The organism is Candidatus Zixiibacteriota bacterium (assembly GCA_022865345.1).
In the GTDB taxonomy this organism is placed as follows: Bacteria; Zixibacteria; MSB-5A5; order MSB-5A5; family RBG-16-43-9; genus RBG-16-43-9.
In genome coordinates this window covers 1-14,931 of sequence record JALHSU010000199.1, presented here as the reverse complement: position 1 = coordinate 14,931, position 14,931 = coordinate 1, and the positions used below count along the sequence as shown (strand labels likewise).

Genomic DNA, 14,931 nt, shown 5'->3' with positions numbered 1-14,931 from the left:
TCGACGTCCGAAAGGCTGAATGACTCAATCGTTTTCAATGCCACCTTTTTCCCCTCGGTCTGTAGAGCCTTTACGTCCGGCGGCTCGGCCTTGACCCCATTCGGCAAAAACCTGGTCTGATCTTCGGGTAACTTATATCCTTTTGACGTATCGATCGCCAAAACCTGATGACCTGCATCTTTTAACCCTTTTACTATTGCCTCTCCTGAAGCTAAAGAGACATCCCGCTCAGCCGAGGTCCCGCCCATTAAAACCATTATCTTCATTTTCCAATCCCTGTATTGTTTTTCTTTGACCTTTTCCTCACCAACCAGATAAACCAGATGACCACAATCAGGACCAATATAACTAAAATGAAACGGTTATATAAACTTAAAAATTTGAAAAGCTCCCGTTGGTTTTGATGAGTTAGTCTGCCCAGACCGATTATGAGACCGTTCCAGGCAAGGATACTTATAAGACTGTAGATAGCCATTTTCCAAAGTCGTATTTTACCCAGACCAGCCGCCACCGCAATACCTGAACGAACCCCGGCAATAAACCTGCTGGCTATTATTACCTCTGGTCCATATCTTCCGAACCAGTTTTCAATTTTACCCAACTGAGTCTTGTTTAAGATTTTCCCTTTATCCTTTTCGAAAAGTTTTCTTCCTTTTTTCATCCCCAGATAGTAAAGGGCTAAAGCCCCGCACAGACTGCCTGTACAGGGAATAAGGAAAGCTAAGGGTAAACTCAGTATCCCGCTCGAGGCTAAATAACCTCCCATAAAAGTAACAGTGTCTCCTGGGTATGGAGGAAAGAAAGTTTCCAGAATAGCGCTGAAAAACAAGAACAAATAAATCCAAACTACTCCGTGAGCGGATATAAAGTTCAGAAGCTCAGCTCCTCTGCTGTTAAAAAACTCTTCCATTGTTTTTTTTCTTTTGTTTTTTACCTATCACCTACGACCTTGTAGCAACAGTACTACCGCATATGCCTCTATCCCTTCTTTCCTTCCTGCAAACCCCATTCCTTCAGTCGTTGTCGCTTTAACCGAAACCTTATCTTTGGATATGCTCAATGATTCGGCGATATTTTTTCTCATTTTATCAATATATTTCGCCATCTTCGGCTCCTCTGCCACGATCATCGAATCGATATGCAAAATCTCGGCTTTCTTTATCTTTCCTTTGATTAATGACAGAAGCTTTAGACTCGAAATACCCTTGTAACGTTTATCCGTGTCTGGAAAATGCTTACCTAAATCACCCAGGGCTAAAGCACCAAGGATAGCATTCCCAATTGAATGGCAAAGAACATCCGCATCCGAATAACCTAGAAGCCCCTTTTTATAAGGAATCTTAACCCCACCCAAGATCAAATCCCTTCCCTTTACTAATCTGTGAGCATCATAACCGAAGCCTATTTTAAACATCTTTTGCTCCCTTTTTTTATCTTTCCAAAATCTTTTCCGCCAAAGCCAGATCCTCCGGTGTTGTGATTTTGATATTCTCGTATTCTCCTTCCAGAACTTTCACCTTAAATCCCAATCTTTCAACTAAAGAAGAATCGTCAGTTCCAATGAAACCATCCTCCATGGCTTTTTTATATGCCTCCAGAATCAACTTATATTCAAAGGTCTGGGGAGTCTGAGCCACCCATAGTTTTTCCCGATCCAAAGTGGTAATGACAGATTTATCTTCGACCCTTTTGACCGTCTCATTTATCGGCAGAGCCAAAATAACCGCCTTATCCTCCTTACACATCTCGATAGACTTAATGATTTTCTCTATTGAGATAAATGGTCTGACTCCATCGTGAATCGTGACTATATCCGTATTTCCCGGCAAAGATAAAAGAGCTTTATAAACCGAATCCCGCCTTTCTTTCCCACCGGATATGATTTTCCTTATTTTCCTGAAATTAAATACATCCACGACCTGATAGGAGCAAAGTCCTACGTACTCCTCCGGCACAACTAACATTATCTCATCAATCAGCTCACATTTCTCGAAATTCTCAACTGTGTAAACCAGCAGTGGTTTCTTTTTAATTTCGATAAACTGTTTGGGTAAACTACCTCCAACCCTTTCTCCCCTACCCCCGGCCGCAATGATCGCTCTTACATTCATATTTTTATTCCAGCAGCTTGATATGTCAAGGCTTACTTTTTTAACCTCCCCTATATCCCCTCCTTAAAAAGGAGGGGACTCGTCTTTCCCTCTCCTTTCCAAGGAGAGGGTTAGGGTGAGGTTCTATTAGTCATCCGGGCGGAGATGAACTCCGCCCCTACGTTAGTGGATTCTTCTCTAAGTAATCTACAGTATCAACATCGCATCTCCGTAACTGTAGAATCTGTATCTTTCTTTTATTACCTCCAGATAAGCTGTAAAGATGACCTCTTTTCCTGCAAAAGCAGATACCAGTAAAAACAATGTCGATTTGGGAAGATGGAAATTGGTGATCATTCCATCAACTATTCTGAAATCATAAGGAGGGTAGATGAACTTTCTGGTCCAGCCTTTATGCGATCCGTTGTTGTTTTCAAATACAGTCTCCAGGGCCCTGACTGCTGAGGTCCCCACTGCGAAAACCTTCCCACCATTCTTTTTAACTGAACTAATTTTTTCAAACGATTCTTCGCTGATCTCGAAATACTCCTCTTCCATTTTATGCTCTTCAAAATTTGAAGCCCGGATCGGTCTGAAAGTACCCCAGCCGATATGCAGAGTAATCGGAATAACCTCTATTCCTTTTTCCTTTATCTTCTCCAAAAGCTCTGACGTGAAATGTAAACCTGCAGTCGGAGCCGCAACTGCTCCTCGCTCTCTGGCATAGACGGTCTGGTATCTATCCCTGTCCTTCAAATCGGCTTCTCTTTTGATGTAGGGAGGTAATGGAGTATTCCCTATCCTTTCCAGAAGTTCAAAAATATCCCCCTTATAATCGAACCGGGCTAAGTCTCCTTCTGTGTTGCTCTCCTTCAGAATCTCACAGCTCAGACTCCCCTGATTAAAATTGATGATTGAGCCTGGCATGATTTTCTTTCTGGGTTTTAGCAAAACCTCCCACAGATCGTCCTCTAAATTCTTGAGCAGGAAAACCTCTGCTTCTATCCCATTCTTTTGATCTATACCAAATAGCCTTGCCGGAAAGACCTTGGTCTGATTTATCACCAGGGCATCTTCTGGTTTCAGATATTCTATGAGATTATAGAACTTTTTATGCTCTATTTTACCCTTATCCCTGTGTAAAACCAGAAGCCTGGAATGGTCCCTTTTTTCTGCAGGATACTGAGCAATCAGCTCTTTAGGTAATTTGAAATCAAAATCTGTGAGCTTCATATTTTGTAGTTGCCCAATTCATTGGGCACATTTAATCTGTCTTTCGCAGCCCTGTAGGTCGGGCTGTCCCGACTTTGGCGGGACTGCCCGACAAATTGATGTGTCGGGTAGCTTGCGCAACCCGACCTACCGTAATTGACTTGTAATATAACCGGTAACCCCACGTTGCCCACAACATGGGTAAGTCTTCTTATTTCCTGAAAATATATTAAACAGAACAAAAAGCAAGGAAAGAATTAGGCTGAGCAAAATCGAGGAAGCAAGGGGAAAATAGATTGAGAAATTTTTCTTCTGAATATATATGTCTCCAGGAAGCTTTCCAAAAAAAGAAAGTTTTCCGAAAAGAAGCAAAAGCCCGCCTAAGAGAACAAGGACAATTCCAAACGTGATTATTAATTTGCCCAGAGAGCTAATCATTTCGCTCTTGAAGTCTGAAGCCCTTTTCCCGCCAGACCGCATCTGACCCCTTTTTATCGCGGTATCTCTCTTTTTCGCTGAAAATACACCCGCAGTATTTTTGACGATACAGGTTCAACTCCTTAGCCATAACTTTCCCTTCATAATATCCAGGCCTTAAGTCTTCGTAGAAGAATTTTATATCAAATTTTTTTGCTACTTCCTCTCCGATCTCATTGATGAGCTCATGTTTCTGAGTTGGGCTTACTAAAAGTGTGGTGGAGAAAGCCTCAAACCCTTTTTCTTTTGCTACCCGGGCGGTTCTTTCCAATCTTAATTGGTAGCAGAACCTGCAACGGTCCTCTAAGTGAGGCAGAACCGCCTTAAGATATTCCACTAGATCATAAGAATTCTCATAGATCATCGGAAAAACCCTTGCCCATTCAGCATATCTTACCGCCTCTAACCTGTTCTGGTATTCAGTGTAAGGGTGGATATTAGGATTGTACCAGAAACCGGTGATTTTATGTCCCTTCTCTGTCAATCTTTTTAAAGGATACATCAGGCAGGGGCCACAACAGACATGCATTAAGATATTCATACTTCATTATCCTTATATTACTTCTTATAAAACTCGTAGGTCGGGCACCCTGCCCGACCAGTATTTACAAATTTTCAAAAAACCTCTCAGACCTCAAAACAATTCGCTTTGAGGTTTTGACTCTTTCTGTATCTCTAAATGACGGTAGGCAGAATCCGTTGCTACTCGTCCTCTTGGTGTTCGCGCTAAAAGCCCTTCCTGGATCAAAAAAGGTTCGTAGATTTCCTCGATGGTATCCTCTTCCTCTCCTACAGCTACTGCAATAGTATTGATGCCAACCGGACCTCCCTTAAATTTTTGAATAATCACTTCCAAAATCCTTTTGTCCATCTCATCCAAGCCCAATTCATCCACGTCTAACATCTTTAGAGCCTCTATGGCAACTTTACGGTCAATCTTCCCTTTTGCTCTGACCTGTGCATAGTCTCTAACCCTTCTCAAAAGCCGGTTAGCCACCCTGGGTGTTCCCCTTGACCTTTTGGCTATTTCCATTGCTCCTTCATCTGTGACGAAAATGTTAAGTATCTTAGCCGAGCGATGAACTATCTTATATATATCCTCAGGAGTATAAAAATCTAACCTGCTAACTACTCCGAACCTGGACCTCAAAGGCGAAGTCAAGAGTCCAGCTCGTGTTGTTGCACCGATCAGGGTAAAATGGTTCAGGTTAATTTTCACTGACCTGGCAGAAGGACCTTTTTCTATCATTATATCCAAGGTGAAATCCTCCATCGCAGGATATAAATATTCCTCGACTACGTGACTCAGACGGTGTATTTCATCTATAAACAGAACTTCACCTTTTTGAAGATTAGTCAAAATGCCGGCTAAGTCTGCTGGTTTTTCTAAAATGGGACCTGAGGTAGATTTCATATTCGTCCCTATCTCCTTGGCGATGATGAAGGCTAAGGTAGTCTTTCCCAGTCCTGGAGGACCATAGAAAAGAGTGTGCTCCAAGGACTCTTTTCTTTTTCTGGCCGCTTGAATAAAAATATTCAGATTTTCCTTAACTTTTTCCTGCCCCACGAACTCCTCAAAGCGAGTAGGACGCAGAGTTAAATCTAATTCCTGCTCTTCAGTGGAAACCTGGGGGGATGTGATTCTTTCTGTCATAATCTCAAATTAGTAGACAGTAGACAGCATACAGCAAACAGGGGGGCTGTGTGGCCCTGTCTACTGTCTACCGTTTGCTGTTTACTTTCCTTAACGCTCTTTTGATTAATTCCTCAACTGTCAGTTTCTCTTTAGTCCCTTCTTTGCCTTTGTCAATCGCTTTTTTCGCTTCGTAGCGACTGTATCCTAAGGAGCAAAGGGCTAAAATCGCTTCCTGCTCGATCATCGCATCGGTATGACTCTTTGCATCGACACTTAACTCTTTCTTCAGGTCCAGCTTACCGAATTTTTCCTTAAGCTCAACCACTAATCTCTGGGCAGTTTTCCTGCCTATGCCCGGGACGTTGGTGAGAAAATCTATATGCTCCTCCATTATCGCTCTGTGAAAGTCCTCAAGCGAGATAAAAGATAAAATCCCCAGCCCGGTCTTTGGACCTATCCCGTTAACCGAGATCAGAAGCTCGAAAAGCCATTTCTCTTCCGGGGTGTAAAATCCGAAAAGCTGAAGGCAGTCCTCCCTGACGTGCTGGTAGGTTATGATTTTTACCTTTGAGCCTAACTCACCTAACCTGTCGTAAGTTGAAATAGGTATATTAACACAATATCCCACCCCATTTACATCTAAGATTAATTGGGTGGGACTTTTCTCTACCAGTTTACCTTCTAAATAGGCGATCAAACCTTTTTCTCCATCTCCTTTATACGTTTCTTACTCTGCACTTTATTCAGATGACAAAGGGCAATAGCCAGCGCATCTGAGGCGTCTTCTGGCTCAGGCAGACTCTTTAACTGCAGGATATTTTTCACCATATACTGCACCTGTGTTTTTGAAGCAGCTCCTGTGCCAACGATAGAGGATTTAACTTCTCTGGGCGAATATTCGGCAATCGGGATTTTAGCCTGGGCACCTGCCAGCAAAGCCACACCCCTTATCTGCCCCATTACCAGAGCAGATTTAGCATTTTTACTGTAAAAAGCTTCTTCAATTGCTAACTGGTCCGGTTTCATCCTAGAGATCACGTCAATAATACCTGAATATATTTCCTCTAATCTTGAGGACAATGGTTTCTTATAGGAAACCTTGATCGTTCCATAGTCGATCAATACTGCCTTATCGAGGCTTCCTTTTACCACTCCGTACCCGGTTACCGCGCTCCCGGGATCGATGCCCAAGATTGTAAGGTCGTCTTTACTCAAGTACTTGCCTCCTGCAATTTGTAGGTTGGGCTGTCCCGACTTTGGCGGGACTGCCCGACAAATTGTTGTGTCGGGTGGCTTGCGCAACCCGACCTACTTTCTATAATCCATCTAAGATTTGATGCTCATCTTCTCCATTATTCTCGCTCAGAGGGGATGTTATCATCCCCGTTACCTTGTTTTCCTGAGAGATGATAACATCTCTCAGGAGCTAAATCCTGTGTCGGGTGGCTTGCGCAACCCGACCTACTTTCTATAAAGAATCAGAACTCAAGACTATGATTTGAGGCTTATCTTCTCCATTATTTCTTCTGCGATATCGAAGTTGGCATACACTTTCGACACGTCCTCGTGGTCTTCCAAACCTTCCATCAGCTTTAGCATCTGCTCAGCCTCTTTCCCTTCCAACTTCACAGTGGTCTGAGGAAGCATCGTCTGTTCTGCGCTGGAATATTTTATTTTATTCTGGTCTAAAGCTTGTTTGACCGTCTCGAACCGGTTGTAAGGGATAACAATCTCATAATATTCCTTTTCAGACTTCATATCTATTGCTCCTGCTTCTAACACGATTTCCAGGAGCTTATCCTCATCCACTGGTGCTTTCTCTACCAGGATTAACCCCCTCTTTTCAAACATCCAGCCAACGCACCCGACCTCACCTAAATTGCCTCCGTAACGGTCAAAGATATGCCTGATCTCGGAAACGGTTCGGTTTTTATTATCAGTGGTGACCTCGACTAAAATTGCCACTCCACCTGGTCCATATCCTTCATAGCTGACCTCTTCATAGGAAACTCCGGGAAGCTCCCCTGTCCCTTTTTTGATGGCTCTATCGATATTGGCTGCCGGCATGTTAGCTGCTTTAGCCGTCAGAATTGCAGTTCTTAATCTGGGATTCCCATCAGGATCTCCTCCACCATGCCTTGCAGCCACAGTAAGCTCTTTTATGAGCTTAGTGAAGACCTTCCCTCTTTCTGCATCGGTTTTCTCTTTTTTTCTTTTTATAGTCGCCCATTTCGAATGTCCAGACATATTTCTCTCTCCTCCTACGGATGTATTGCAGGACCTTTCAGGTCCTGAGAATCCGTTTCACAGATTAAAAATTTATTTCCTCTATAATTAATGGAATCTGGGGAAAAAGGCAATAGAAATTTAGTATCCCAAGGCATTAACTGTAAGTTTAACTGAAAGAGCATTATACTCTGTTTTGACTCCATCCTTTGTCCTGCTGGGCTTTCCCCCAATCAAATCCAGTTCAACGTTCAGGTGCTTGTAGAACTCATAACCAATTCCTGCGAAGAAACCAAAACCAATTAAGGTTTGAGATCCTGACTCGAAGGGAGTGCTCCGGTATGAAAGCCCAAGACCTCCTGCTATAAATAAAGAAGGTGCCATAGGTCTAAAATAAAAAGTCGTTCCCAGTGCTGACAAACCATTAGCAACAGTAGCCCCACCGCCTGTAACGTATCTCACTCCAAACCAGGAAACTTTGCTGGTGTAATACAGTTCAAGGAAATCAGCCGGTGCGTATCCGATCTTAAAATCAGTGATCACTGCCAGAACGTCCGCCCGGGACGTTATTAGGTTCGGCCCTCACCAATTATCACTACAGATATTCTCAATCCTATGGGTAAATGAGGTAACCCCTGTCCCCATGCCAAAACCTAAGGTGACACCTTTTCTTTTACTGTCCCAGGCACTAACTGTTGATGTTAAGCCTATCAAGATAAAAACTATTAAAACCGAGAAAACAATTTTTCTCATTTTTAAACCATTTGAAGATTCAAGTTTAATCTTAATGATAAAAAACAGTTTTAAAAATCTTTGTCAAGCTTATAAACATAGAATATAGCGGAAGGCTTTAGCTTCCACTTTTTTTAAACCCATTGAGTCTGAAGACCTCCACTACGCAAAAATGAGCACTGTAGGTCGGGCTGTCCCGACTTTGGCGGGACTGCACGACAGATCATCTGTATCGGGTAGCATGCGCAACCCGACCTCCCTTTTCTACCTTCTCACTTTGTGCGGGTCAGTCTGTATCCCAGTCCTACAGATATGGCGCTTTCCGAGATGCCCTCCGCTGTGCCCAGCCTTCCGTTCAAACCCACGGACCAATTCTTGTGAAATCTGAAATCAGTTTTTACTACCAAACCCCAGGAGTCATAAGGTCCTTCCGGGTTTAAGCCTACCCAGAACGAAGAAGACTTTACCGAAGTCCCAACTCCAAAATCCAGATACCCGCCGCCGGAATAAAGCGGAACGTTTTCCATTAGATTTGCGGATAAGTAGAGCTTTTTAGTCCCAAGGCGAACGTGCGCACTGGGCAGAATGTTCCCCCAGTTCTGCCCTTCCCGGCTGTAGAGGTTTTTGTCGGCAAAAAAGAAGCCTGCCCCAATCCCGAATTTCTCGCTTTCAAAGCTGAAATTGGGATTCAGGTAGAAATTGTCAATATGTTTATTATCAGGCGGAGGGAACGTGTAGTCATACCTTAATTGGTTTTCTGAAATGTATCCGCCTTTCAATCCGAGCTTGACCGGAGTTTTAAACTTATGGTCAACAGAAAAACCCACATCTTTGAATGGAATTTTTTCCTTGTTAAGGACCTCGCCCTCACAGCCGCGAGAAATATGAGCATAGGAACCTGCGCCTCCGGCGATTCTAAGACTTGTCTCGCTGCTGTCTCTATTCGTTGTCTCCACCACTATTACCAAAGGGGCTACAACAAAAAGGCACACAATTCTTGAGATTTTTCTCATTCTGAACCCTCCTTTATCATTAGGCTCAGTCGCAGGTCGGGCTGTGAAAACTGCCCGACAAATGCGACAAAAAGTGGCCGTTGAAGCACACCTCCTTTCGATTAAATGTTTTTTGCTTAGATGAAAACCATCACCAATTTAGTTTTACGAGATTTCTCTGTCAAGCTTTTTTTTCAGAAACAAGGTAGCTAGGGCAGTCCCGTCAGAGGCGGAACTGCACGACAAACCTAAGTCGGGTAGCTTGCGCAAACCGATTTACCTTCTACCAGAGCTTCTTCCCGAAAAAAAAGGTGTCAGGAGGAAACTCCTGACACCATCATAAAATTCTGATGAATCCTTGAACTCTTAGTATGCTAAGGCGTTAATGGTAAGTGCCACAGATAAAACAGTAGTGCTCGATCCAATCCCGAACAGCGCCAGAGAGCTGGGTTTCCCCCAACCTAAATCCAATTCGACGTAAAAATGGTTTCTGAACTCATAACCTGCTCCGGCGTACAGACCACCGCCAATCTTGATCTCTGAGTGAGATTCGAATGGAAGGGACAGGGTAGATAATCCAATCCCGCCAGTTATAAAATAAGAAGGTGCTTCCGGTTTGAAATAATAAGTTACTCCCGGACCCCAGAAGCCGCTAGCCATGATGACATCTTCACTCATGCTTTCTCCGAAAAAGTAAACTTTGCTTGAGAACCAGGAATCTTTAACTGTAAAGTATATTTCGAGCAGATCAGAGGGTGCATACCCAATTTTGAAATTAGTCCTGAGCCCGAATTTGTTTTCCCTCTGCGATTCTTCTGTTTCTGTTCCTGATCCGAAAAAATCGTGGATTGTTATAGTTTCTTTAAAAGTGGTAAAGCCCGGTCCAAGCCCGCCTCCTATAATGAAGCCCTTGCGCTTACCATTAAAAGCATCAGCATTCGAGATAAGTAATAAGGTAGTAATAACGATTAAAACGCAAAGAAGCGACTTTCTCATAAATACCCCTTTTTAAAAAGGTTAATAGTTAAAGACAAGAAACCAAATAGCTGTTGGTGAAAGTGACCTCCTTTCCCTAAGCAGTTTTTGGAACCTAACTATATAATATTATCTCACATCTCCTGTCAAGTATTTTCTCATGAAATTATCAGAATCACCTATGTCGGGTAGCTGGCGCAACCCGACCTACTTTCTGCTTTGCGGTTCGGGAATTCCCCAGCCATGGGTCTTGACGACAATTCCCGAACCAGCGCAAACAAAACGTCCGACACCAGGGTCGGACGCTACAAATACTCTTCCATGAAAACTGGAAGTCTGAAGACTTCCGCTACACTTGTCGGCCTTAGGCTTTTGCCTTTTTTTTATTCTTTTTCCTTTAGACTATAGACTATTTCTGTTCCTTCTCCTTCGCCTCCTGAGACTCCTTAACTATCTTTTCTGCAATTTCTCTGGGCACTTCCTCGTAATGGAAGAAAGAGCGGGTATGAATCCCCCTGCCTTGAGTCAGGGATCGCAGCGATGTTGAATATTTATATAGTTCTGCCAGTGGCACCTGGGCTTTTATCTTCTGAAAACTACCGTCACTTTCCATACCCAAAATTTTCCCCCGGCGTGAGGACAAATCACCTATAACGTCACCCATAAACTCCTCCGGCACTGTCACCTCTACTATATATATAGGTTCAAGTAATATCGGCTTTGCCTCTGAGGTGGCTTTCCTGAAACCCATTGATCCAGCGATTTTAAATGCCATATCCGAGGAATCCACCGTATGGTAACTGCCGTCAAAAATGCTCACTTTCATATCCACCATCTTGTATCCTGCCACCACACCCTCATTCATCGCTTCAACTACTCCTTTTTCCACTGCCGGCACGTACTTTGACGGCACTGCGCCACCCACGATATCGTCCACAAACTGGAACCCCTCCCCCTTGCCTAACGGCTCTAATCTAAGCCAGCAGTCTCCATATTGCCCTCTGCCTCCAGACTGTCTTTTGTATTTTCCCTGGGCTTCAGCTTTAGTTTTGATCGTCTCCTTATAGGGTATTCTGGGTTTTTCTATTTCGACCTCAACCCCGAATTTTCTTTTCAGCCTGTCCACAATAACTTCCAAATGCAGCTCACCCTGGCCGTAGACGATGGTTTGTTTTATATCCGGATCAACCTCCATAATGAAAGTGGGGTCCTCCTCGTGCAGTTTGGAGAAACCACTGGCGATTTTTTCTTCATCTCCTTTGTTCTTGGCCCTGATGGCAAGATTGATCACCGGCTTTGGAAATTCGATTCTGGAAAGGACGAACTGGTCTTTTTTGTCGCAGAGGGTATCTCCGGTATGGGTGTTTTTCAGTTTGACCACAGCCCCCAGATCGCCAGCGATAACCACTCCGGCATCTTTTCTTTCCCTGCCATTCATAGCGTAAATCTGACCGATTCGTTCAGCCGCATTGGTGACTGAATTAAAGACATCATCCCCGGTTTTAAGTTTCCCTGAGAATACTTTGAAAAAGACAAGCTCACCTACGTGAGGCTCGGACACGGTCTTGAAGACCAGAGCAGCCAGAGGGCTGTCAAAAGAGACCTTCAAAACTTTTTCTTTACCTGAGCTTGGCTCTTTTCCTTTAACCGTTCCAAAATCAGCCGGAGATGGAAAGAAATCAACAATATGGTCCAGAAGAAGCTTAATTCCCCAGCAATTCGTAGCTGCACCGCAGAAGATTGGGAAGAGCTTATGCTGGATGATTCCTTTTCTCAAGCCCATTTTAAACTCTTCCTCAGTCAAAGCTCCTTTTTCAAAATATTTCTCTAAGAGACTATCATCTGCTTCAGCCACAGCCTCCACTAATTTCTCCCTGGCTTTCTTGACCTTCTCCTCTAAGTCCTGAGGAATTTTATCCTCTTTTGCATCTGTTCCCTGAAACAGATAAGTTTTCATTTTGACCAGGTCAACTATGCCTTTGAAATTTAATCCATCGCCTATCGGAATCTGCAAAGGAATGGCTTGATGCCCAAACCTCTTTTGCACTTCTTTGAGTATTTTGTCAAATTCCGCATGCTCTTTATCTAATTTATTGATGAAGAAAACCCTGGAAAGCCCATATTTTTCTGCTATGGACCAGACCTGCTCAGTTCCTACCTCTACTCCAGACATGGCTGATAGCAGTATTAAAGCAGTCTCGGTCACCCTTAATCCACCTACTACCTCACCCAGAAAATCCGCATAACCTGGCATATCGACCAGATTTATCTTGCAGTCCTTCCATTCTACGTGAGCCAGTGAAGCGGAAATTGAGATCTTGCGGCTGATCTCATCCTCGTTATAATCCGAGACCGTGTTTCCGTCATCCACCTTGCCCAGACGACTGGTCACACCCGCGGAAAAAAGAATACCCTCCACCAGGGAGGTCTTACCCGCACCTCCATGCGCCACCACCCCCAGATTTCTCAACTGTTCGGTTTTATACTCTTTCAAACCATCCTCCTTATTTTCTTATGAATGAGTTACTTCTGCAAAGCTACAAAAATAACAAATAAATACGTTTTGTCAACTGCCTTCTTTTCAAAAACAGGAGCGTAGGGAGTCTGGGACAACTTCAGAACTTTTCTCCTGCATCCCGCTTGAGAAAGAGGGGGTAGATTTTAGCCATTGAGCTTAACAAACAGGTTTTAACCTTGTTGCATAAGGACTTTAAAGATTAACTTTCTCCGGTTGCAATTTCCTTGACATAGACGGAATTATCGGTAAATTGTAGATACAATCAAGTAATGAGGGGGATGCTTCCATCTGTCGGGTTTTCTCAGCGACTTTGCTGTCCGGAGGAAGTACTGCATTGCAAGCCATAACAAGTATTCAAATTTCATCTGTTAAACAAAAACATCCAAACCCAGGAGGTATCATGAGGGTCCTTAAAGATTTCGGCTTTTTTGGCGCTTTTTGTGTAAAGCCTGTCTGGCTGCTGGTTATAGCGGCTTTTGCCTTGTGGTTTGGCACAGCTTCACCGGTCAGGGCTGAAATCACCCACGGTCAGCTCTACACTTTCACCGGAGAGGCTGCGAACGACAACTTCGGCTATTCGGTTTCTGGAGCAGGTGATGTAAACAATGATGGATATGCTGACCTGATCGTGGGGGCATACGCTAAATTTGCGGGAGGCCCTTTTGTCGGGCGAGCCTATGTCTATTCCGGTCAGACCGGAGCCCTTCTCTACACTTTCACCGGACAAGCTGCGGGCGACTACTTCGGCAGTTCGGTTTCCGGAGCAGGTGATGTAAACAAGGATGGATATGCTGACCTGATCGTGGGAGCACCCTTTAATGATGCGGGAGGTGATAATGCCGGGCGAGCCTATGTCTATTCCGGTCAGACCGGAGTTCTCCTCTACACTTTCACCGGAGAGGCTATAAGCGACTACTTCGGACATTCGGTTTCCGGAGCAGGTGATGTGAACAAGGATGGATATGCTGATCTGATCGTGGGAGCACTCTATAATGATGCGGGAGGTAGTGATGCTGGGCGAGCCTATGTCTATTCCGGTCAGAACGGAGCCCTTCTCTGCACTTTCACCGGAGAGGCTGCGGACGACAACTTCGGCTATTCGGTTTCCGGAGCAGGTGATGTGAACAATGATGGATATGCTGACCTGATCGTGGGAGCACCTTCGAATTTTCTTATAGGTAGTTATGCTGGTCGAGCCTATGTTTATTCCGGTCAGACCGGAGCTCTTCTCTACACTTTCACCGGAGCGGCTGCAAACGACTACTTCGGCTATTCGGTTTCCGGAGCAGGTGATGTGAACAACGATGGCTATGCTGACCTGATCGTGGGAGCATACCAGAATGATGCTGGAGGTAGTAATGCTGGGCGAGCCTATGTCTATTCAGGTCAGACCGGAACTCTTCTCTACACTTTCACCGGAGCGGCTGCGGACGACAACTTAGGCAGTTCGGTTTCCGGAGCAGGTGATGTAAACAATGATGGATATGCTGACCTGATCGTGGGAGCACCCTTTAATAATGCGGGAGGTTTTGCTGCCGGGCGAGCCTATGTCTATTCCGGTCAGACCGGAACCCTTCTCTACACTTTCACCGGAGCGGCTGCGTACGACTTGTTCGGAATTTCGGTTTCCGGAGCAGGTGATGTAAACAATGATGGATATGCTGACCTGATCGTGGGAGCATACTTAAATGATGCGAGAGGCACTGATGCTGGGCGAGCCTATGTTTTCTCTTCTCAAGAGATTTGTTCTTATGAGGAGCTTTACGCTTTTACTGGAGCGGCTGCGTACGACTGGTTCGGACGTTCGGTTTCCGGTGCAGGTGATGTGAACAATGATGGATACGATGACCTGATCGTGGGAGCATACGGTAATGATGCAGGAGGCACTGATGCTGGACGAGCCTATGTTTATTCCGGTCAGACCGGAGCCCTTCTCTATACTTTCACCGGAGAGGCTGCAAACGACTACTTCGGACGTTCGGTTTCCGGTGCAGGTGATGTGAACAAGGATGGATACGATGACCTGATCGTGGGAGCATACGGTAATGATGCAGGAGGCACTGATGCTGGACG

General features: G+C 44.5%; 15 protein-coding genes and 1 pseudogene. 1 reads left to right on the top strand and 15 read right to left on the bottom strand.

Annotated features, from left to right (window positions below; all coding sequences use genetic code 11):
- From MUP17_10100 to fusA, 15 genes and pseudogenes are all read right to left on the bottom strand, one after another.
- A partial coding sequence (locus MUP17_10100) for a D-alanine--D-alanine ligase (GenBank protein MCJ7459332.1) occupies positions 1-266 on the bottom strand: 266 nt, incomplete at its 3' end.
- The gene (locus MUP17_10095; protein ID MCJ7459331.1) at positions 263-910 is read right to left on the bottom strand and encodes a DedA family protein; all 648 of its coding nucleotides are present in this window, start codon (positions 908-910) and stop codon (positions 263-265) included. The genes MUP17_10095 and MUP17_10100, both read right to left, overlap by 4 nt.
- Positions 911-937: 27 nt before the next feature.
- Complete coding sequence (gene ispF, locus MUP17_10090) at positions 938-1,414, bottom strand: 2-C-methyl-D-erythritol 2,4-cyclodiphosphate synthase (GenBank protein ID MCJ7459330.1); 477 nt, start codon at positions 1,412-1,414, stop codon at positions 938-940.
- A 16-nt stretch (positions 1,415-1,430) separates the two neighbouring features.
- Positions 1,431-2,111, bottom strand: coding sequence for a 2-C-methyl-D-erythritol 4-phosphate cytidylyltransferase (gene ispD / locus MUP17_10085; GenBank protein MCJ7459329.1), 681 nt, complete (start codon positions 2,109-2,111; stop codon positions 1,431-1,433).
- A 186-nt stretch (positions 2,112-2,297) separates the two neighbouring features.
- Entirely contained in the window at positions 2,298-3,323 is a 1,026-nt protein-coding gene (gene queA, locus MUP17_10080; protein MCJ7459328.1) for a tRNA preQ1(34) S-adenosylmethionine ribosyltransferase-isomerase QueA, read from the bottom strand.
- A gap of 210 nt (positions 3,324-3,533) precedes the next feature.
- Positions 3,534-3,740, bottom strand: a pseudogene (locus tag MUP17_10075) (DUF2905 domain-containing protein).
- A complete protein-coding gene (locus MUP17_10070; protein MCJ7459327.1) occupies positions 3,733-4,320 on the bottom strand; it encodes an epoxyqueuosine reductase QueH in 588 nt (195 codons plus the stop codon). The pseudogene MUP17_10075 and the gene MUP17_10070 overlap by 8 nt, the downstream one beginning before the upstream one ends.
- 93 nt (positions 4,321-4,413) lie before the next feature.
- Positions 4,414-5,433, bottom strand: coding sequence for a Holliday junction branch migration DNA helicase RuvB (gene ruvB, locus MUP17_10065; GenBank protein MCJ7459326.1), 1,020 nt, complete (start codon positions 5,431-5,433; stop codon positions 4,414-4,416).
- Positions 5,434-5,500: 67 nt separating this feature from the next.
- Complete coding sequence (gene ruvA / locus MUP17_10060; protein MCJ7459325.1) at positions 5,501-6,112, bottom strand: Holliday junction branch migration protein RuvA; 612 nt, start codon at positions 6,110-6,112, stop codon at positions 5,501-5,503.
- Positions 6,109-6,630 (bottom strand): crossover junction endodeoxyribonuclease RuvC, encoded by a 522-nt coding sequence (gene ruvC / locus MUP17_10055; GenBank protein ID MCJ7459324.1) that lies wholly within the window; start codon positions 6,628-6,630, stop codon positions 6,109-6,111. The genes ruvA and ruvC overlap by 4 nt, the downstream gene beginning before the upstream one ends.
- Positions 6,631-6,906: 276 nt before the next feature.
- On the bottom strand, positions 6,907-7,662 hold the full coding sequence (locus MUP17_10050; GenBank protein MCJ7459323.1) for a YebC/PmpR family DNA-binding transcriptional regulator: 756 nt from the start codon (positions 7,660-7,662) through the stop codon (positions 6,907-6,909).
- Between the two features lie 120 nt (positions 7,663-7,782).
- Positions 7,783-8,184 (bottom strand): hypothetical protein, encoded by a 402-nt coding sequence (locus MUP17_10045; protein ID MCJ7459322.1) that lies wholly within the window; start codon positions 8,182-8,184, stop codon positions 7,783-7,785.
- Between the two features lie 461 nt (positions 8,185-8,645).
- Positions 8,646-9,386, bottom strand: a complete 741-nt coding sequence (locus tag MUP17_10040; GenBank protein MCJ7459321.1) for a hypothetical protein — start codon at positions 9,384-9,386, stop codon at positions 8,646-8,648.
- Between the two features lie 345 nt (positions 9,387-9,731).
- Positions 9,732-10,361 carry a hypothetical protein gene (locus MUP17_10035; GenBank protein ID MCJ7459320.1) on the bottom strand — a complete coding sequence of 210 codons (630 nt, stop codon included), beginning with the start codon at positions 10,359-10,361 and terminating at the stop codon, positions 9,732-9,734.
- Positions 10,362-10,749: 388 nt separating this feature from the next.
- On the bottom strand, positions 10,750-12,834 hold the full coding sequence (fusA, locus tag MUP17_10030; protein MCJ7459319.1) for an elongation factor G: 2,085 nt from the start codon (positions 12,832-12,834) through the stop codon (positions 10,750-10,752).
- A gap of 424 nt (positions 12,835-13,258) precedes the next feature.
- Here fusA and MUP17_10025 point away from each other — a divergent pair.
- Positions 13,259-14,931, top strand: a 1,673-nt coding sequence (locus MUP17_10025; protein ID MCJ7459318.1) for an integrin alpha, incomplete at its 3' end; no start/stop codon positions are given.

Coding starts and splice junctions, on each gene's coding strand:
- MUP17_10040 (MCJ7459321.1), bottom strand. CDS start 9,386: ATGAGAAAAATCTCAAGAATTGTGTGCCTTTTTGTTGTAGCCCCTTTG.
- ispD (MCJ7459329.1), bottom strand. CDS start 2,111: ATGAATGTAAGAGCGATCATTGCGGCCGGGGGTAGGGGAGAAAGGGTT.
- ispF (MCJ7459330.1), bottom strand. CDS start 1,414: ATGTTTAAAATAGGCTTCGGTTATGATGCTCACAGATTAGTAAAGGGA.
- queA (MCJ7459328.1), bottom strand. CDS start 3,323: ATGAAGCTCACAGATTTTGATTTCAAATTACCTAAAGAGCTGATTGCT.
- MUP17_10070 (MCJ7459327.1), bottom strand. CDS start 4,320: ATGAATATCTTAATGCATGTCTGTTGTGGCCCCTGCCTGATGTATCCT.
- MUP17_10095 (MCJ7459331.1), bottom strand. CDS start 910: ATGGAAGAGTTTTTTAACAGCAGAGGAGCTGAGCTTCTGAACTTTATA.
- MUP17_10050 (MCJ7459323.1), bottom strand. CDS start 7,662: ATGTCTGGACATTCGAAATGGGCGACTATAAAAAGAAAAAAAGAGAAA.
- MUP17_10035 (MCJ7459320.1), bottom strand. CDS start 10,361: ATGAGAAAGTCGCTTCTTTGCGTTTTAATCGTTATTACTACCTTATTA.
- ruvB (MCJ7459326.1), bottom strand. CDS start 5,433: ATGACAGAAAGAATCACATCCCCCCAGGTTTCCACTGAAGAGCAGGAA.